The sequence below is a fragment of the Rheinheimera sp. genome (assembly GCF_037442525.1).
GTDB lineage: Bacteria > Pseudomonadota > Gammaproteobacteria > Enterobacterales > Alteromonadaceae > Pararheinheimera.
In genome coordinates, this window is record NZ_JBBIQD010000004.1 from 30,611 (window position 1) to 49,776 (window position 19,166).

The window sequence follows — 19,166 nt, forward strand, 5'->3', positions numbered from 1 at the left end:
GCAGGCAGTGCTGCCAACAGGACTGGCGGCAGCAGCGGATGAGAGAAACAATGACTACTCCACATATTCTGGTGGTCGGCGGTGGCGCCGGTGGGCTGGAACTGGCAACCCGGCTGGGCAATAAGCTGGGCCGCCGCCACAAAGCCCGGGTGACTCTGATTGACCGTAACCCAACCCATATCTGGAAACCTTTATTACACGAAGTGGCCACAGGCACCCTGGATGTTGATATTGACCAGGTGACCTACAGAGCCCATGCCAAAGCCCATGGCTTTGAGTTTCAGCTTGGCACCATGACAGGGCTGGACCGCGCCGGACGCGAAGTCATTCTGGCTCCTATTCAAGATGAAAACGGCGACCTGGTGCTGGAGTCCCGACGGCTGAAATACGATTACCTGGTATTGGCCATTGGCAGTATTTCCAATCATTTCAACACACCTGGCGTGCAGGAGCACTGCATTTTCCTGGACAGCCCAACCCAGGCCAACCGTTTTCATCGTCGCTTGTTAGAAGCCTATCTGAAACTGAATTCGCCATTACACCCGAAAGAAAACCTGAATATTGCCATTGTCGGCGCAGGCGCGACTGGCGTAGAGCTGGCCGCCGAACTGCACCATGCAGCGGCTGAACTGAACTCTTATGGTTTTGATGATGTGAAACGCGACCGGCTGAAAATTTCAGTGATTGAAGCAGGCCCCCGAATTCTGCCCGCCTTACCGGAACGTATTGCGGCCGCCGCCCATAAAGAATTGCTGAAACTGGGGGTGGAAGTACGGGTCAATACCAAAGTGACGGCGGCTACTGAAGATGGTCTGACTCTGGGTGACGAACAACTGCATGCTGAGTTGATGGTCTGGGCTGCCGGCATCAAAGCACCGGACTTCCTGAAAGAGCTGGATGGTCTGGAAACCAACCGCATTAATCAGCTGATGGTGCTGCCAACCTTGCAAAGCACCATCGACAGCCAGATTTATGTAATTGGGGATTGTGCCGGCTGCCCGCTGCCGGACAATAAATGGGTGCCGCCACGGGCTCAGTCCGCCCACCAGATGGCCAGCCACGTCGCCCGTAATCTGCTGGCGGTGCTGGCGGGCAAAGCACAGACGCCTTATATCTACAAGGATCATGGCTCACTGATTTCGCTGAGCCGTTTTGGCACTGTTGGCAATCTGATGGGCAATCTGGTCGGCGGTGCCATGATGATTGAAGGCCGAATTGCCCGCATGGCCTACATCTCGTTGTACCGTATGCACCAGATGGCGTTGCATGGCTGGTGGCGCACCCTAATGATCTCAGTGATTGGCAAAATCAATAAAATCATCCGACCGCGGCTGAAACTTCATTAGTTATTCACGTGTTTCAGCCTGCTCCGGCCGGATTTGCCGCTGCAGGCTGAACTCGGAATAATGCTGCAATAACAGTTGTTTTTCCGGCTCTGTCGCCCACAGCAGCATGGCTTGCCGGTAGCCCGGTTGCAATTTTAATCCGGACAAAGCTTTATTGATGTCGGCAATCCACTGCTGCCCCTCCACACTCTTGGTGCAGCTGACATAGCCATAAGACAGCGGTTCCAGCCCTTCGATAGCACGAGACACCAGAGGTAACTCCAGCCCCGCTTCTTTGGCAAAAAAAGCCAGCCGGTTGGGATAATCCACCACGTAGTCGACCCGTCCAACTTCCAGCAATTGCGCCGGATTCAATGTCGACATTGAACTGCTGCCCAGATTGCTGCCCTCCTGGTTCAGATGGTGTGAAATGAGGTTAGGGTAAGCCCTATCCGCTTCCAATAAACCCAATAACTCTGGCTGATGACTCAACTGCGCCATATCCACGGCCTGAACAGTCGACAAGAATCGCTGAGCCTTGGAGTTCGCTTCAGTAAAATTGATTTCCAGGTTGGTGATCAGTGCGGCGGGTTCAGAAAAAAAGCTACGGTTGGCACGCTCTGCGGTGTAACGCAGGCCAAAAGTGCAGTGACTTTCTTTGGTAGAGGCTGACACCCTGGTGATCCGGGCCAGGTGAATTTGCCGGACCTGATGCTGATACTGAGGTAAAGCCTGCATCAGCTGCTGCATCAGCACATCGTAACGCCCCTGCCCGGCTTTGGGCCCTTCCGCGATCCGAAATGGCGGCCAATGGCTGTTGTACCAAAGCATCACAGGTTGCGCTGCGGCTACACCACTGCCGAGAGCCATCAGCATAAAGCACCAGAATTTCATCATCCATGTCTCGTTATTACAGCCCGCCGCTACAGTAACAAAAGGCTTTTTGAGCAACAAGGCAGTTGGTCGCATCCAAATTTGCGACCAACAGACGACTTTTTAATCAATCACCCGGTGCACCAATGGATCGATAGCCGGTAACGTATCGGACCAGTTCAAAGCCGCCAGATACTCAGCTTTGGCTTTGTCAGCTTGCTCCTGGCTGTCGGCATGCACCCGAGCCAGCAACTGACCAGGGCTGAATTTGCCACCAAGAGGTTGTACATCACTGAACCCAACGGCAGGATTAATCACCTGGGCCGGATGCGCCCGACCTCCCCCCAAACGCACCACGGCCATGCCGATGGCTGTGGTGTCTGCGCCCGCCAGATACCCAGATGCAGGGGCGGTAATGTCCAGCACCACTTTGGCTGAGGCCAGGTACTGTGCGGGTTTTTCCACTAAATCCGCCGGTCCACCCTGAGCAGCCACCATCTTACTAAACAGCTCCGCCGCTTTGCCTGACGTTAAGCTGTGTTCCAGTGCCGCCACGGCGCTGGTTTTATCCGGGTACAAACCAGCCAGTTGCAGCATGCTGGCGCCCAACTCCAGAGTCACCTGATGCAACCTCGGCTCCCGGTAGTTGCCGGTCAGGTAATCCAGCGTTTCCATCACTTCCAGTGCATTGCCGGCACTGGTGCCCAACGTTTGGTTCATATCAGTCAGCAAGGCCTGGGTCGGTACCCCGGCACCTTTGGCGGTGTTCACAATGCTGCGGGCCAGCGCCGACGCGTCGGTCACATTTTTCATAATGGCACCCGAGCCAATTTTTACATCCATCGTCAGGTACTGCAGACCAGCCGCCAGCTTTTTCGACAAAATAGAGGCCGTGATCAGTGGGATGGATTCGACCGTCGCCGTCACATCACGAATTAAATACAGACGCCGGTCAGCCGGTGCCAGCTCGGCACTTTGCGACACAATCACTGCGCCATTTTGGCGCACCAATTGCTGAATGGATTCCAGACTCTGTTGGGTCTGGTAACCCGGAATGGCTTCCAGCTTGTCAATGGTGCCACCGGTATGGCCTAAACCCCGGCCTGCAATCATCGGCACATAAGCACCGCAGGCGGCCACCATAGGCGCCAGCATCAGGCTGACTTTATCACCTACACCGCCTGTACTGTGTTTATCCACCACAGGGCCATTTAAGCCAGACCAGTTCAGCACGGCGCCTGAGTCACGCATGGCGCGGGTTAACGCCACTGTCTCTTCGGTCTGCATGCCATTTAAATAAATCGCCATCGCCAGCGACGCAATCTGGCCTTCGCTGAAACTTTGATCCGTCAGGCCGCCGACAAACTGTTCAATAGCGTCGGCCGTCAGCGCACCACCGTTACGTTTTTGTTTAATGATTTCCTGAGGTAAATACACAGAGAACTCCGGTTAAATTTTGCTGCTGTTCGCCAGATAAGTGGGTGTAAAGGCGGATGGCAACAGTTCATCCAGTCGCCATTCCTGTTGCTGCCCCAAATGATTGCAGCTGCGCACCGGACTGTCCGGCGCATAAAATTCGGCAATCACCTGGCGGCAGATACCGCAAGGCGGAGTCAGCTGAATTTGTGGTGTGTACACCATTAAGGCCAGAAAACGGCGTTCTCCGGCCACCACGGCCGCGGCTATCGCATTGCGTTCAGCACAAGTGGTGCCACCATAAGAAGCATTTTCAACATTGCATCCGCTATAAAGTTTGCCGGAGGCGGCTAACACAGCCACGCCAACCGGAAACTTGCTGTAGGGTGCATAGGCGTGCTCTGAAGCCTGTTGGGCCAGGCGGGCCAGTTCGGCCCAGGGAATGTCATGACTCATTGTCCAAAGTCTCAGTCAGTAGACGGACTGAGTTTATCGCGCTAAATCCACTTCAAATCAAGAGCAAAACGGCCATCCGGCCAGTAAATGCAGCAAAAAAGTTAATGCAAAGCACGTTCTGCCTGCTTTTTATGCAACAAGTAGCTGAAATAAGCCAGAGTGCAGAACAGCCAGAGTGCCAGCGTCGGGATTAACCAATAGGCCAGCGCAATGCCAAGCTGTTCCGCCACCAGACCAGTGCCCAATGCCGCCGCCTGATAGCCAATAGACCCTCCCATATTGGCCAGGCCGGACAAGACTGGGCCATTGTCGCTGTCCAAATCCATTGCAGCCGTCAGCATCAGCGGGAAGATAGCCCCTAAGCCCAAGCCTAAGGCAAAGTTGCCCAGCTTCAGTAGCACAGGCAGATCGGCCAGTTTTACCAGCAAGGCGCCGCATAAGGCGCACGTGCCCAGTATCACCAACAACTGTGCGCTGCTGAACCAACGCAAAAACAGGTAAAACCCTAACCGGCTTAACACCATGCCACCGGTAAAAAAGGCGATGGTCAGCCGGGCGTCTTCGGTGCTGTAACCCAGCCCCTGGCTGGCATAAGTGACAAACCAGTTGCCATGACCCCACTCCACAGCACCATAACCAAACATCATCAGCGCCAGCGCAAAAAACACCGGCTGTTTCAGCACCTGACGGTACGACAAACTGCCTTTACTGTGCGCCATATGGGGTGGGCTTTCATGGGTACGGCCCAGGTACCAGGCAAAGCAGGCAGTGAAGAACAGGCAAAGTGCCAGAATACGCAGCGGCCAGCGCCAGTCCTCCTGCACCCAGTACAAGGCTACGACATAGAGCGGTGCCAGCAAGGTGCCCAGGCTGAACATAAAGTCCATCAGGCCCATCATTTTGGCGCGTTTGGTCACATAAAGCCGGGCAATCAGGGTATGGCCTATGGTAAAGAGACCGGAACAGGCCAAAGCCAGGAAATAGACAAAACCCAACAAGACTGGCCAGTAAGTCTGCAGCGAGGCCAGACCAAGCAACAGCACCAACACCAGCATCAGCACTGCAAACAAAGGCACAAAGTCAAATTTCTGAATGTACTTGCCGCCTAAAAAGGCACCACTGATGGAACCCAGTGACAACACAGCAAAAAATAAACCGCTGGCCGCTGCAGACATATTCAGCTGCTGCATCATGTCAGGCAGCAAAATGCCCCATAAAATGCCCATCAACCCCAGCAGCATAAAGCTCAGGTAGACCAGCACTGTCACCTGGTTCCGGTATTGGTTATCCATCAAAGACCCCACTCAGACTAAAAGTATCGGCATCCAGATAAGCCGGAAACTTCTGTTGAAACTGCTGTTGGTTGCTCAGATCAAGCTCGGCCTGCAGCACGCCATCCCGGCCATCGGCCCCATCGGCTTGTATTAACCCCAAATGATCCACCAGCAGCGAATCACCGCTGTACTCCAAGCCATTGTCGTCACTGCCAATACGGTTGCAGCCAATCACCGCCACCTGATTTTCCAGCGCTCTGGCCTGCAGTAAAGTGCGCCAAACCTGACGCCTTGACGCTGGCCAGTTCGCGACATAAATCAGCGCATCATAGTCTTGCCGGTTGCGGGCAAACACCGGAAAGCGCAGGTCGTAACAGACCTGCAGACAGAAGCGCCAGCCCAGGTGCTCCACCACCACCCGCTGCGTACCGGCCTGATAATGCTGATGTTCATTGCCCATGCGGAACAAGTGTCGCTTATCGTAATACTGCAGCTGGCCGTCTGGCGTGGCGAACAACAGCCGGTTCACCACACCGGACTCCACACGAATAGCGGCCGAACCACAAATAGCCGCGCCTCGTGCTTTGCTTTGTGAACGCAGCCAGCTGGCGGTTGGTCCGTCCATGCCTTCGGCAATCTGCGCCGAGTTCATACTGAAACCTGTGTTAAACATTTCCGGCAGCACGTAAAGATCAGCCCCGGCGGCACTGTCCATCCGTTCGGCCAGCAGCTGATAGTTGGCCGCAGGCTGCTGCCAGACCAACGGGCTTTGTACCACAGCTATTTTGATACACGACATAACTGCTCCGCAGCCTGCAGCAGCGTCTGCTGCTCTTTGGCAAAACAAAACCGGATCACCTGTTGTTGGGGTGGCAACCGGTAAAACACCGACAACGGAATAGCCGCTACTTTGTGCTCCACCGTCAGTTGCCGGCAAAAACTGACATCATCCAAAGTACTGAGTGCACTGTAATCGGCCAGTTGAAAATAAGTGCCCTGACAAGGCAATAGCGCAAATCCGGAGGACTGCAACAATGTGCGGAAATAATCGCGTTTTTGCTGATAAAAATCTGCCAGCTGAGTCACCAGCTCCGGCTTTTTCTGCATCAGCTCGGCAATAGCCTGCTGCGCTGGCGTAAAGCTGGAGAAGGTGACGTACTGGTGGATCTTACGAAACTCCGCGCTCAGCTCGACAGGAGCCACCGCATAACCCAGCTTCCAGCCAGTGACATGGAAGGTTTTACCGAATGAGGATACCACCACAGTGCGTTCGGCCAGTTGAGCAAACTGGTTGGCACTGCGGCGCGCCTGCCCATCAAACACCATATGTTCATACACTTCGTCACTGATACAAAACAGCCGGTGTTTTACCACCAACGCTTCCAACGCCAGCCAGTCTTCGCGGCTGAACACCATACCGCTGGGGTTATGCGGGCTGTTCACCATAATGAGCCGGGTTTTGTTGCTGATTTGGCGTTCCACGGCCTGCCAGTCCACCCGGTACAAAGGCGGTTGCAACGGAATATGCACGGTGCGGCCACCCGCCAGCTCTACTGCGGGCTGATAGCTGTCGTACGCCGGGTCAAACAGGATCACTTCATCGCCACTGCGAACCAGCGCCTGCACAGCCACAAACAAAGCTTCAGTGGCGCCACTGGTCACAGTGATTTGCCGCTCCGGACAGACAACCCGGCCATAACAACGCTGGGTTAACGCTGCAATCTGTTCACGCAGAGTCAACAGGCCAGGCATAGGGGCGTACTGGTTCAGCCCTCGCTGACTGGCCTGAAACACCAATTCAGGCAACAAAGGGTCACAAGGAAAATCCGGAAAACCCTGCGACAGGTTTATTGCCTGATGCTCAGTCGCCAGTTGCGACATCTGGCTGAAAATGGTGGTTCCGACCGAAGGGAGTTTGCTCTGTAACTTCATTTCAATTCAGTGGTAGCAGCGAATCACAGTATTGTGCGCCGCCTGCCGGGCCAAAGGCAAAGTTTTTGCGGCTGTCAGCGCTGGCCTGGGCTCATCACCGGTGCTATCATTTGGGCATTCTCACGTTTAGACGTCTACACATCAAGAGGCAAAGATGAATAACCTGGCTCAGGTCCATCAGTTAAACCCTTATGCCATTCAGCTGTGTGCCACTGGCCGCTGGGTTGCACAGCGGCAATGGGTGCCTGCCACAGGGGGCAATTTTTCCATCCGCAGCTCAGCCCAAAGCTGCCTGGTCACAGCCTCTGGCAAAGACAAAGGTGAACTCAGCCCGGCTGATTTACTGCAGGTTAATTTTGATGAAGCTGGTTTCAGTTGTCAGGGCAAACCTTCGGCAGAGACCGCCTTGCACTGCGCCTTGTACCAGCTGTACCCGGATGCCAAGGCGGTGTTGCACACCCATTCGGTGCAAGCCACAGTGTTTTCCCGCTTAATCAGCCAACGCCAGCACTGTTTTGCTGGCTATGAAATGCAAAAAGCCATTCAGGGCATTCAAAGCCATCAACAGGCTTTGCAGCTGCCTGTGCTGGAAAACAACCAGGACATGCCTGCACTGGCGGTTGAAGTGACACAGCTCGCGGCCAGCCAGCCCTTGCCCTATGCCTTTTTAGTGCGGGGCCATGGCCTCTATGTCTGGGGAGACAGCCTGGAGCAATGCAAACGCCACCTGGAAGCCTGGGAATTTCTGATTGCCTGTGAGCTGGAGCGGATTAAAATTTGCGGTTTCAGCTGACGGAGTGCCTATGCCTATTCAAGCCATAGTGACCGATATTGAAGGCACGACCACAGAGATTCAGTTTGTCAGCCAGGTGCTGTTTCCTTATGCTGCAGCAGCGTTACCGGACTTTATTCGCCAGAATCAACACAGGGCTGATGTCGCTGAACAACTGCGACAAGTCCGCCACCAGATCCAACAACCTGAAGCTGAACTGGAGTTGGTGATCAGCAGTCTGCTGCACTGGATAGATACAGACCAGAAAATAACACCGCTGAAAGAATTGCAAGGTCTGATCTGGGCCCGCGGCTACCAGAGCGGACAGCTTAAAGGTCAGCTTTATCCCGACGTAGCCCCCGCATTAAAGCACTGGCAGCAGCAAGGCAAAGCGCTTTATGTCTACAGCTCAGGCTCAGTTGCCGCGCAGCGTCTGCTGTTTGGTTACAGTGTGGAAGGGGATTTAACCGGTTTATTTCAGGGTTATTTTGATACCCATACAGGCGGCAAAAAAGACAGTGCGTCTTATCAGCGTATTGCCGCTGAATTAAGTTTACCTGCAGCCGAAATCCTGTTTTTATCTGACCATCCGGATGAAATTCTGGCCGCTCAGGCCGCTGGCTGGCACTGCATTCAATTGCTGCGCGACGGCCAATACAGTGCGCTGCAGCCACAAGCAACAGATTTCATTCAGGTCAATCAGCTATTGGAAGCACTATGAGCCAACTGACCTTGTACTCAGCGCAGAATGCGACTCAGTCACTCTGGCAATCAGACAACCCTGTTGCCATTGCTGACAAGCTCGCCGGTTTTGGACTGAGCTTCCGGCAGTGGCCGGTTTCCGATTTGCCGGATGAGGCAACAGCGGAACAAATCCTCGCCAGCTATCAGAGCCAAATTACCCAGTTGAAACTTGAAGCGGGTTATCAAACCGCCGACGTCGTCAGTCTGCATGCCGATCATCCGGACAAAGCAACGCTGCGGCAAAAATTTCTGGCAGAACATAGCCACCAAGAAGATGAAGTGCGGTTTTTTGTGCGTGGTCAGGGCCTGTTTTGTTTCCATATCCAGGGGCAAGTGCTGCAACTGCGGTGCACCCAAGGGGATTTAATCAGCGTGCCGGCTGGCACCCTGCACTGGTTTGATATGGGTTCAGCCCCTTGTTTTACCGCCATTCGCCTCTTTACCGACCCCACAGGCTGGGTGGCTCAGTTCAGCGGCAGCCCCATTGCGGAGCAGTTTCCGCTGCTGGACTAAGGCTTGCACCGTTGCGGTGCAAGCCTGCAACACAGCGACTCATTGGCATGAAAATTCATAAATATTTCGCAATTAAATCATAATCTTAAATTATGGTTTCTTTTTTGCTACCCTTGTAAGCAGATTAGTTTCAGGTTCCTGTCATGGCCATTCATAGTTCATTACGTGGTTTACGCTGTTTTTGTGTTGCCGCCGACTGTTTAAGTTTTAAAGAAACAGCGCGTCAGCTGTATCTGACCCCTTCAGCGGTCAGTCATCAAATCAAACAACTGGAGACCGAACTGGGTTTTGAGTTATTTATCCGTCAGACCCGCGCCATCGAATTGTCGAATCAGGGCAAAGCTTTTTATCAGGCGTTGTTACCCATAATGCGCGACCTGGAACAAACCCTGCGGCATTTTGCGTCACAGAAACCGCCGACAGAACTCAGTATTTCCATGCCAGAGTTTTTTGCCAGTGAGTTTTTTGTCCCCAAGCTGGTCGGTTGGTCAGAGCAGCACCCGGACATCAACCTGACGGTGGAAACCATAAAATCACGGCAGGATTCACCCAAGTACACCGATCTGCAAATACTGTTGGCCAGTGCTAAACCTGTTGATCATGTCAGCTACGAGCTGTTTCCCATCAGTTATATTCCGGCCTGTAACCCCAGCCTGTACCAGCAATTGCTGCCACTGGGTTTTGATGCGTTGCAAAAAGCCCCGCTGCTGGTGCATCAGGCCCGGCCCTGGGCCTGGCATCACTGGGCCGATCAGGTCGGTATTGAACAGTTTTCACCTAAACAGGTGATCCAGCTGGACAGTATGTTCAGCGTGGCCCGCGCCAGCCAGCAAGGTTTGGGTATTGCACTGATCCCCTGGCCTATCAGCCACAGCTGGTTTGCCAGCGGCAGCCTGAAACGGCTGTTCAGCGAGGAACTGCAAAGCCGGGATAAGTACTATCTGGTGCAGCATGAATCTGAAACCAACAAACCCGAGATCCAGCAGCTGGTGGAATGGATCTTGAGCAGTTTCCGTTTGCACAGCTGAATTTTGTTAATCCATCAGCGTGATTTATATCCTTTGTCAGATCTGAGCCAAAACTCTAAAGTACAAATGCAGCGGGTGCTGCAGAAACTTACAGTGGAGAACTCAGATGAAAGCGACAACCTTCAACTTTGGCAAATTGGTAGCCTTGGGGCTGTTGGCCGGAAGTACCTTCGTCGCCAACGCAGCCACTGGTCCATTTAAAATGGCATTACCTGAAAACGGACCGGCTGCGGATGCGATCAAAGCAGGCCAGTATCAGCAGGCCGTTATCGAACTGAACAACAGCGCGACTGACCTGTTCAGCAAACAAATCAGCTTGTGTGTCGCCCACACTCAACTGTCTCAGTTCGCACTGGCGGAAAAAGCCTGTAGCCAGGCCATTGTCACCGCCCGTCGTCTGGAAGGTGAAACCTCCAGCAACAAACGCGAAATGCGCGCTCTGGCGTTCAGTAACCGTGGTGTCACCCGATTACTGATGCAAGACCCTGTCGCCGCGCTGGAAGACTTTGAGCAGGCGCAATCCTTAAGCTCAACAGAGTACGGCCAGTACAACCTGTCGCTGTTACAGCAAAAGCTGAAAGCTGCTGTGGCACCAGTGCTGACCGCCGCCAACTGACAGCCTCCTGTCACACAGATGTGACAGGGTAAAGCCGGCTGCGGGGGCAGCCGGATTTTAAAGGAGCAGAGCTATGCATGTTGAACAGAATACTCAAACTGGCAGTGCCTGGCTGAGCTGGTTACTGCAACACTGGTCCTTTTACCAGCAAATCAATGTCAGCCAATGGGATTTGGATGACGAAGAGTTTTTGGGCTAACAGTCCATCAATGCGGGTGTGCCTGTCCCTGTTGGGGTGCACCCGCTTTTTTCTTTCTGTCCCTCAGCCATTTCCTGTCATAATAAGCGCCATTGTCAGTTGAACGGGATCAATCGAATGCGCGTATGCGGTGTGGAAATTAAAAGCAATGAGGCGATTTTATGCCTGATGGCCAGCAACCAGGGTTTGTTTGAGCTGCCGGATTGCCGCAGCAACAGACTGCAGCTGGTCAATGATCAGGATCCGGAGCAAATCCGCAAGTTTCAGTTTGCACTGGCCAAACTGGCCGAAGATTACCGTATCAGTCATTTTGTCATTAGAGAACGGCCACAAAAAGGCAAATTTGCCGGCAGTGCTATTGGCTTTAAAATTGAAGCGGCATTGCAGCTGATCCCAAGTGTGGAAACCGTGATCCTGTCGTCTGGTGCCATTAAAGAAAGCCTGAGCCGTCACCCGGTGCCGATCGACTTTAAAGAAACCGGCCTGAAAGGTTTTCAGGAACCGGCCTTTATCAGCGCGTACGCTTTTCTGGCCAAATAAACCGCTGTACAGGCGCTATAGAGTCCGAGGGCTGCACCTGCAGCCCATTTGTCAGTGTTGCAGTTTTTGCCAGTAGTCCGCCAAATCCGCTTTTACTTCCGGTAATAACAAATACAGCGCCAGAATATTGGGCACCGCCATCAGAAAAATCATTGAGTCGATAAAATCAAACACCGCCAGCATATTGGGCACGGCCCCCATCGCCACCACACAGCAGAACAGCAATTTAAAACTGCGTTGGGTGAGAGGGCTGTGGCCAAATAAGTAGGTCCAGGATTTCAGGCCATAATAACCCCAGCTGATCACTGTGGAATAACCGAACAGTAACAGTGCGACCATCAGCACCAACGGGAACCAGTCAAACACCTGAGCAAAAGCAGCAGATGTCATTTGCACCCCGTCCAGACCGGGTTGGGTATAGACACCGCTGACAATAATCACCAAAGCCGAAATAGTGCAAATCAGCACAGTGTCGATAAAAGGCTCCAGCAAACCGACAAAACCTTCAGACACCGGCTGATTGGTGCGGGCCGCCGAATGCGCTATCGGTGACGAGCCGATACCGGCTTCATTGGAATAGGCCGCCCGGCGAAAGCCCTGAATAATCACGCCAATGGCGCCACCATAAGCCGCCTCAGGCGCAAAAGCCCCCTGCACAATAGTCCAGAGCGCTGCCGGAACAGCCCCGGCATTCAGTCCCAGAATCACCAGCGCTGCACCCAGATAAATGACGCACATGGCAGGCACCAGCTTACTGGTGACCCGCGCTATGCTCTGAATACCTCCAACCACCACCAAGCCGACCAGGGTCGCGTAAATCAGCCCAAACAACCAGGCATTGTCGAACCCCGTCACCAGTTTGACCTGAGAAAAGCCCTGATTCACATGAACAAAACCGGCGGAACCAAAGACACAGGCAATGGCAAAAAACGCCGCCAGCACAGTGCCCAGCCGTGGCAAGCCATATTTGTCCAGTGCCGCTTTGATGTAATACATAGGGCCGCCACTGGTGCTGCCATCGGCATGGTAAACCCGGTATTTTACCGCCAGGGTGCATTCCACAAACTTGGTGGTCATGCCCAAAAAACCAGCGACTATCATCCAGAAGGTGGCACCAGGCCCGCCCAACGCAATAGCGACGGCCACACCGGCAATATTGCCGGTGCCGACAGTGCCTGACAGCGCCGCCGACAATGCCTGAAAAGGACTGATGTCGCCTTTGTCATCCGGGGTGCTGTGTTTGCCCCGAACTACCTGCACCGCATGGCGAAAGCCACGGATATTAATGAAACCCAGATAGCAGGTAAACACCACTGCGCCTGTGACCAGCCACAGCACAGTGATCGGGATTTGCACCCCGGCCAGCTCAAAACTGTAAAACACCACAGCAGCCAGGCTGGAACTCAGCCATTCAAAGGCCTGCTGAAAACTAAAATCTGTCATGGACCACTCTTCTTTTTTAGTTTTAGCGCCGGAAAATAAACATCCAGACGGCTAATGTTATAGATGGCTATATTCCGGGGTTCTGCCTGGCAGCGCAAGTGGTTTTGTCCCAGGCCTGCCCGCTGTCACCGAATTGCCACTGGCCACACATTTTTATGTCACATAAAACCACCATGCTGGGCACCTCTGTTGAACCCGGAGTGCCCCTATGTGGTATTGGTCTTTGTTTGCGCTGCTGCTTTTCAGTACCACAGCGCTGGCTGGCAACAAAGTGGTGCTGGTCAGTCTGGATGGTGTGCGTTGGCAGGAAGTCTTTGGCGGCGCCGATCCTCAGCTGATCGTCTCTCCTGCCTATGTGAAGCAGCCTCAACTTATACACACCTACACACCTGGTCAGACTGAACAGCTGATGCCTTTTTTACACCAAACTGTTGCCAGGCAGGGAGTTCTGGCAGGCGACAGGACTCAGTCTTCCAGCGTCACAGTGACCAACCCTGCACAAGTGTCTTATCCTGGCTATCAGGAACTGTTGGCCGGTTTTGCCGACCCTAAACTCCTGTCCAATGCCGCTATTGCCAACCCTAACCACACAGTACTGGAGTGGCTGGCCACACAGCATTCCAGGCAGGTCGCCGTGTTTGGCTCCTGGCAGTTGTTGCCGCAAATTCTGAACACAGCACGCAGCGGTTTATTGGTGAATGCCGGTTTTATGCCACTGCAGCAGCTGAACTCCGAGCGGGTGCACTATTTAAACGAATTGCAGCTGAAAACCCCGGCCAGCTTTGCCGCAGTGCGACCCGATATTTTCACTCAGGAATTTGCGCTGGAGTATTTACGCCAGAAGCAACCGGACGTGCTTTATATTGCGCTTGGTGAGGCTGATGATTTTGCTCACCAGCAACAATACGACAGATACCTGCAGGCGATTCACCATCACGATGCTTTTCTGGCCGAACTATGGCGCACCTTGCAAAGCTTGCCAGCCTACCGCGATCAGACCACCTTACTGATTTCCACTGATCATGGCCGGGGCCAGGCGGAGCAATGGCATCGCCATGGTCAAACCGCAGCACTGCCCGGTTATCCTGCCCCCGAAGGCGTGGCAGGTTCAGAACAAATTTGGTATGCCGCTTTAGGACCGGACATCCCGGCGGCTGGCTTAGTGCAGGGTGAGTTCCTGCAGGGGCAGCTGGCAGCCACGCTGGCCGCCTGCCTGGGGCTGGATTACCGCGCAGCTCAACCTCGGGCCGCCGCCGCTCTGGAGTTCAGTCAACCACCACAACTGGCGTCTGGTACAGCTCCAGTGGCTGACCATCAGGGTCCGTAAAAAAGGTGTACAGGCGCTGGGTGTAGGGGTCGGTGCGGACAGGTTCCACTTCGACACCGCAGGCGGTCAGGTGAGCCACAGCACTTGCCATGTCCGCCACTTTAAAAGCCAGATGCCGTAAACCACAGGCTTCAGGCCGGGAGGGCCGTTCCGGCGGCGACGGAAAAGAAAACAGTTCCAGTTGGCTCCCATCCGGCAAGGCCAGATCCAGTTTCCAGGATTGGCGCTCTGCACGGAAATGTTCGGCCAGCACGGAAAAACCCAACACTTGGGTATAAAAGTTTTTCGAGCGCTGGTAGTCGCTGCAAATCAACGCCACATGATGAATACCTTGCAGCATCAGAACCCCTGCTGTTTTTCCTGAAGTTTCACCTGATCCCACAGTGCATCCATTTGTTGCAGGTTGCTCTGCTCCGGGGTTAAGTGCTGCTCGGCCAGTTGTTGCTCCACAGCACGAAAACGCCGTTCAAATTTCAGGTTGGCGTTGCGCAGCACTGTTTCTGGGTTAAAGCCCTGTTTACGCACCACATTCACCAAAGCAAACATCAGGTCACCCAGCTCTTCTTCCAGCCGGGCATCCCCACTGTCCAGTTCAGCCACTTCCTGCACTTCTTCCTGCACTTTGGCCCAGGCCCCCTGCACATCAGGCCAGTCAAATCCCACCTGAGCACAACGCTTTTGCAGCTTGTAAGCCCGGCTTAGCGCTGGCAGCGCCTGAGGTACATTGTCCAGTACACTGGTTTTACCCTGCTGCTGGCGTTCACCGGCTTTAATGGCTTCCCAGTTCTGCAATACAGCCTCGCTGCTGTCGGCCTGTTCGGTGCCAAACACATGAGGGTGGCGGCGGATCAGCTTCTGGCAAATGGCGTCAACACAGTCATCAAACACAAAACGTTGTTCTTCTTTGGCGATTTGGGCGTAAAACACCACCTGAAACAACAAATCACCGAGCTCATCTTTCAGCTCGGCATAATCTTCACGGGCTATCGCATCGGCCACTTCATAGGCTTCTTCCAGCGTGTAAGGCACTATGCTCTGGTAACTTTGTTCTTTGTCCCAGGGGCACCCCGTTACCGGGTCGCGCAGTTGGGCCATAATGGCCAGCAAACGGTCAATAGCGGCAGACAATGCAGTGTCCTTTCTGTTAGTGGAAGCGTTTCGCTTCGATCACATCCTCAATCAGGCTGACTTTGGTCAGCAGCTTGTTCAGTGAATCCAGGTTGTACAGTTCCAGCGTCATAATAATGGTGGCGGTTTGTTGGGCGATGTCAGAATTACTGCTCATCCGCAGCACGTTGGCTTTTTCGTTGGCCAGAATGCTGGTGATATCCCGCAACAAACCATTACGGTCATGCGCCACAATACGAATGGTCACTTCGTAACCAGAAGCGTATTTATCGCCCCAGGTGGCTTCCACCACCCGTTCCGGATGCCCTTCCTGCAGCAATTTGAACTGGTCACAGTCGTCACGGTGCACCGCTATGCCCCGGCCCTGGGTGATATATCCGACTATGGCATCCCCCGGCAGCGGCTGACAACAACCGGCCATATGGGTCAGCAGGTTGCCCACGCCCAACACAACCACATGGCTTTTCGGCTGCGTATTCAGTGGCTTACTAATCAGACGAGGATCGATTTCCGGTTGCTGCAGCTTGCCGGACTGGCTTTGAATGTAGTGCACTACCTGGGTGACTTTTATTTCACCACCACCTATGCCGGCCAACAGTTCATCCAGACTGTTCACATTAAAGCGTTGCAGCACTTTGCTGGGGTTGTCCAGCGTCAGATTCAGCCTGGCCAGTTCTGTGTCCAGCAGTTCCTTGCCCGCCAACACATTTTTGTCCCTGTCCTGCAGCCGGAACCAGTATTGCACTTTAGAACGGGCGCGGCCGGATTTTAAGTAACCCAGGTTTGGGTTCAGCCAGTCGCGGCTTGGATTGGGCTCCCGCCCGGTCAGAATTTCCACCTGATCGCCGGTTTTCAACTGGTAGGTAAAAGGCACAATACGGCCGGAAATTTTGGCACCTATACAACGATGCCCGACGTTGGAGTGCACATAATAAGCGAAGTCCAGCGGTGTGGAGCCCTGGGGTAAATCGACAATATCGCCTTTGGGGGTAAACACATAAACCCGGTCTTCGATGACCTGATTTTTCAGCTCTTCGGCTAAATCAGAGCCATCAGCCAGTTCTTCCTGCCAGGCCAGCAGCTTGCGTAACCAGCCGATTTTTTCATCCAGCTGGCCTTCTTTGGCACTGGCACCTTCTTTGTAACGCCAGTGCGCCGCCACCCCCAGCTCGGCATCGTCGTGCATCTGGCGGGTGCGGATTTGAATTTCCACCGGCCGGCCGGCGGGGCCCAGTACCACAGTGTGAATAGACTGGTAACCATTTTGTTTGGGCGTGGCGATGTAATCGTCAAACTCTTTCGGCAAATGCCGCCACGACGTGTGCACTATGCCCAAAGCGGCATAACAGTCCTGCACCCGTTCTGTCACCAGCCGTACTGCACGGATATCGTACAGCTGGTCAAAGGCCAGGTGTTTTTTCTGCATCTTTTTCCAGATACTGTAAATATGTTTGGGACGGCCATAGACTTCCGCCTGAATACCAGCCTGCGTCATTTTGTCCTGCACAGCGGCGACAAAATCCTGCATGTAATGTTCGCGGTCCAGCCGTTTTTCTTCCAACAGGCTGGCAATCTGTTTGTAGGTTTGCGGGTGCAGGTAACGAAAGGCTAAGTCTTCCAGTTCCCACTTAATTTGGCCTATACCCAGCCGGTTGGCCAGCGGGCCAAAAATGGCGTTGGTTTCTTTGGCGGCCAGTACCCGGGTTTCTTCATCGGCGTTTTTTACCTGGCGCAGATAACAGATTTGCGCCGCCAGCTTGATCACCACAGCCCGCACATCTTCCACCATGGCCAGCAGCATTTTCCGCAGGTTATCAGCCTGTTGTGGGTTGGCACTTTGATTCGGACCTACCGGAATAGAACGGATCGCTTCCATTTGACGCACGGCCGCCAGCATAGCCGCCACCGCCGGGCAAAATTGCTGCTGTATCTGCTCCAGACTAATCAGTTGCGCTTCCAGCAGCGGAAACACCAAAGAGGCCAGCAGAGCGTCCTTGTCCATCCGTAAGTCGGCCAGAATTTCCACCATTTCCCAGCCAGTCTGCACTTGCTGTAATTGATCGGTACAGGCCTGCTGCTGCAACCAGAGTTCGGCCTCCAGCAAATACTCAATTTTGGCTTCTGGCAACCCCAAAGAGGCCAGCCATGCGGCTGTACCACCCGGATGATAGTCAGAGCTGTGAGACTGCCGGACAGTGACCATAACTTACTTTCTCCTTCGAAACAGCGCCATCAGTTCCAGATGGCTGGTCTGCGGAAACATATCCATAGCGGCCAGTTTCACCAACTGGTAGCCAGCCGCCAACAACAGCTTGGCATCGGCGGCAAAACTGACAGGATTGCAGGACACGTACAATATCCGTGCCGGACCTAAAGCAGCAATTTGTTCAGCCGCGCCCACAGCGCCTGCACGTGCCGGGTCCAGCAAAACGGCGTCATAGACTGGCTGGTTCCAGTCCGCCTTGGGCCAGGGTAAATGCAGATCCGCCTGAGCCGCCTTTAAATTGCTGATGTGATTCAGCTGCGCATTCTGCTCAATACGCCGCACCATAGTGGCCACGCCTTCCAGCGCTTGCACAGCTTTGGTGCGCTGCGCCAGTGCCAGACTAAAGTTTCCGATGCCAGAATACAATTCCAGAATGTTCTGAGTTAGATCCAGCTCCAGCCAATCCAGCGCCTGTTGCACCATCTGTTCGTTAACCTGAGGGTTGACCTGAATAAAGTCATCAGGTTCAAACTGTAAACGCAGTTTTTGTCCAGCTAACTGATACTGTGGTGCCTGATAATTCGTCTGCCAGGCGGTAAACTGGCCGGGTTCGGCTTCGCCCAGCCAAAAAGCGTCGGGCCAGGCGGCAATCAACTGCTGCTGATCGGCCTCTGGCAGCGGCCGGACATGCCGTACGATCAGATAGGCCTGGCCGTCGGCATCCAGCACTTCGACATGGGTAATGGCTTTGCCTTGTTTCAGTCTCGGCAACACTTGATTTAATACCGAAAACACCGGTGCCAGCACCGGGCTTAGCACCAGACAATGCTCCACAGCGCTGATGGTTTTGTCACTGACCTGACGAAAACCTACAGTAAAACGCTGCTGTTGGGCATCAAACCAGACACCTATTCGGGCCCTGCGTCTGTACCCCGAGCCCTGACTGTGAATAGCGGCCTGCCAGGGCAACTGCTGCAAGCCTGTCTGGTGGCAAATCATCTGGTCCACGGCCTGCTGTTTCAGCTCCAACTGCACTTCAGTCGACAGATACTGCAACTGACAGCCACCGCAACTGGAGAAATGCGGACAGGCCGGCTTCTGACGATGGACCGATGGCTGCAGCACCCGCCGGACTTTGCCTTTGGCCACTTTGCTTTTGTTGTCGGTCAGGCTTATTTCTACGGTTTCACCAGGCAAAGCGCCGCTGACAAACACGATTTTGCCTTGCCAAAACCCTATGCCTTGCCCCTGATGATCCAAACGTTCGATCTCCAGTTGAATAATTGGGCTGGCCGTGTTTTTTTTGGCTTTGGCGGCCTGATAAATTTTGACCATCTGGTCCTCGAGGTAGGCTTTCACTGTGCCTTATGTCAT

Annotated in this window: 20 protein-coding genes; 9 read left to right on the top strand and 11 right to left on the bottom strand. The window is 53.9% G+C overall.

The features are described from left to right. The first annotated feature begins 50 nt into the window (after positions 1 to 50). On the top strand, positions 51 to 1,346 hold the full coding sequence (locus tag WKJ03_RS08445) for an NAD(P)/FAD-dependent oxidoreductase (protein WP_337841750.1): 1,296 nt from the start codon (positions 51 to 53) through the stop codon (positions 1,344 to 1,346). Here WKJ03_RS08445 and WKJ03_RS08450 read toward each other — a convergent pair whose 3' ends face one another. From WKJ03_RS08450 to WKJ03_RS08475, 6 genes are all read right to left on the bottom strand, one after another. Beyond that, on the bottom strand, positions 1,347 to 2,222 hold the full coding sequence (locus WKJ03_RS08450; RefSeq protein WP_337841751.1) for a hypothetical protein: 876 nt from the start codon (positions 2,220 to 2,222) through the stop codon (positions 1,347 to 1,349). It lies immediately after the preceding gene. Between the two features lie 99 nt (positions 2,223 to 2,321). After that, positions 2,322 to 3,635, bottom strand: coding sequence for a thymidine phosphorylase (gene deoA, locus WKJ03_RS08455; protein WP_337841752.1), 1,314 nt, complete (start codon positions 3,633 to 3,635; stop codon positions 2,322 to 2,324). A gap of 12 nt (positions 3,636 to 3,647) precedes the next feature. Further along, positions 3,648 to 4,070 carry a cytidine deaminase gene (locus WKJ03_RS08460; RefSeq protein ID WP_337841753.1) on the bottom strand — a complete coding sequence of 141 codons (423 nt, stop codon included), beginning with the start codon at positions 4,068 to 4,070 and terminating at the stop codon, positions 3,648 to 3,650. Positions 4,071 to 4,171: 101 nt separating this feature from the next. Then, complete coding sequence (locus tag WKJ03_RS08465; RefSeq protein ID WP_337841754.1) at positions 4,172 to 5,362, bottom strand: MFS transporter; 1,191 nt, start codon at positions 5,360 to 5,362, stop codon at positions 4,172 to 4,174. Next, positions 5,355 to 6,143, bottom strand: a complete 789-nt coding sequence (locus tag WKJ03_RS08470) for an amidohydrolase (protein WP_337841755.1) — start codon at positions 6,141 to 6,143, stop codon at positions 5,355 to 5,357. Before WKJ03_RS08470 ends, WKJ03_RS08465 begins: the two co-directional genes overlap by 8 nt. Continuing rightward, positions 6,125 to 7,276, bottom strand: a complete 1,152-nt coding sequence (locus WKJ03_RS08475; RefSeq protein WP_337841756.1) for a methionine aminotransferase — start codon at positions 7,274 to 7,276, stop codon at positions 6,125 to 6,127. The genes WKJ03_RS08470 and WKJ03_RS08475 overlap by 19 nt, the downstream gene beginning before the upstream one ends. Positions 7,277 to 7,430: 154 nt before the next feature. On the opposite strand from WKJ03_RS08475, the gene WKJ03_RS08480 reads away from it, so the two are divergent. The 7 genes from WKJ03_RS08480 to WKJ03_RS08510 all read left to right on the top strand — a co-directional run bounded on the left by WKJ03_RS08480 (position 7,431) and on the right by WKJ03_RS08510 (position 11,688). Beyond that, positions 7,431 to 8,069, top strand: a complete 639-nt coding sequence (locus WKJ03_RS08480) for a methylthioribulose 1-phosphate dehydratase (RefSeq protein WP_337841757.1) — start codon at positions 7,431 to 7,433, stop codon at positions 8,067 to 8,069. Positions 8,070 to 8,079: 10 nt separating this feature from the next. Continuing rightward, positions 8,080 to 8,769 (top strand): acireductone synthase, encoded by a 690-nt coding sequence (gene mtnC / locus WKJ03_RS08485; protein ID WP_337841758.1) that lies wholly within the window; start codon positions 8,080 to 8,082, stop codon positions 8,767 to 8,769. Continuing rightward, entirely contained in the window at positions 8,766 to 9,305 is a 540-nt protein-coding gene (locus WKJ03_RS08490) for an acireductone dioxygenase (RefSeq protein WP_337841759.1), read from the top strand. The genes mtnC and WKJ03_RS08490 overlap by 4 nt, the downstream gene beginning before the upstream one ends. A gap of 143 nt (positions 9,306 to 9,448) precedes the next feature. Next, on the top strand, positions 9,449 to 10,333 hold the full coding sequence (locus tag WKJ03_RS08495) for a LysR substrate-binding domain-containing protein (protein ID WP_337841760.1): 885 nt from the start codon (positions 9,449 to 9,451) through the stop codon (positions 10,331 to 10,333). A 106-nt stretch (positions 10,334 to 10,439) separates the two neighbouring features. Then, complete coding sequence (locus WKJ03_RS08500; RefSeq protein WP_337841761.1) at positions 10,440 to 10,949, top strand: hypothetical protein; 510 nt, start codon at positions 10,440 to 10,442, stop codon at positions 10,947 to 10,949. Positions 10,950 to 11,022: 73 nt separating this feature from the next. Next, entirely contained in the window at positions 11,023 to 11,148 is a 126-nt protein-coding gene (locus WKJ03_RS08505; RefSeq protein WP_337841762.1) for a hypothetical protein, read from the top strand. A gap of 117 nt (positions 11,149 to 11,265) precedes the next feature. After that, positions 11,266 to 11,688, top strand: coding sequence for a DUF3010 family protein (locus tag WKJ03_RS08510; RefSeq protein WP_337841763.1), 423 nt, complete (start codon positions 11,266 to 11,268; stop codon positions 11,686 to 11,688). A gap of 51 nt (positions 11,689 to 11,739) precedes the next feature. Here the strand turns inward: WKJ03_RS08510 and WKJ03_RS08515 are convergent, their stop codons facing one another. Then, on the bottom strand, positions 11,740 to 13,131 hold the full coding sequence (locus WKJ03_RS08515; RefSeq protein ID WP_337841764.1) for an alanine/glycine:cation symporter family protein: 1,392 nt from the start codon (positions 13,129 to 13,131) through the stop codon (positions 11,740 to 11,742). 208 nt (positions 13,132 to 13,339) lie between these two features. Here WKJ03_RS08515 and WKJ03_RS08520 point away from each other — a divergent pair, with 208 nt between their 5' ends. Then, positions 13,340 to 14,458 carry an alkaline phosphatase family protein gene (locus tag WKJ03_RS08520; protein WP_337841765.1) on the top strand — a complete coding sequence of 373 codons (1,119 nt, stop codon included), beginning with the start codon at positions 13,340 to 13,342 and terminating at the stop codon, positions 14,456 to 14,458. Here WKJ03_RS08520 and WKJ03_RS08525 read toward each other — a convergent pair. Genes WKJ03_RS08525 through rlmD form a run of 4 tightly spaced genes read right to left on the bottom strand, consistent with a single transcriptional unit; the run spans position 14,397 to position 19,127 of the window. Next, positions 14,397 to 14,798 carry a VOC family protein gene (locus WKJ03_RS08525; RefSeq protein ID WP_337841766.1) on the bottom strand — a complete coding sequence of 134 codons (402 nt, stop codon included), beginning with the start codon at positions 14,796 to 14,798 and terminating at the stop codon, positions 14,397 to 14,399. The genes WKJ03_RS08520 and WKJ03_RS08525 overlap by 62 nt on opposite strands. Next, a complete protein-coding gene (gene mazG / locus WKJ03_RS08530; RefSeq protein WP_337841767.1) occupies positions 14,798 to 15,586 on the bottom strand; it encodes a nucleoside triphosphate pyrophosphohydrolase in 789 nt (262 codons plus the stop codon). The genes WKJ03_RS08525 and mazG overlap by 1 nt, the downstream gene beginning before the upstream one ends. A gap of 16 nt (positions 15,587 to 15,602) precedes the next feature. After that, positions 15,603 to 17,789 (bottom strand): GTP diphosphokinase, encoded by a 2,187-nt coding sequence (gene relA / locus WKJ03_RS08535; protein ID WP_337841768.1) that lies wholly within the window; start codon positions 17,787 to 17,789, stop codon positions 15,603 to 15,605. A 3-nt stretch (positions 17,790 to 17,792) separates the two neighbouring features. After that, positions 17,793 to 19,127 (bottom strand): 23S rRNA (uracil(1939)-C(5))-methyltransferase RlmD, encoded by a 1,335-nt coding sequence (gene rlmD, locus WKJ03_RS08540; protein ID WP_337841769.1) that lies wholly within the window; start codon positions 19,125 to 19,127, stop codon positions 17,793 to 17,795. Positions 19,128 to 19,166: the final 39 nt, after the last annotated feature.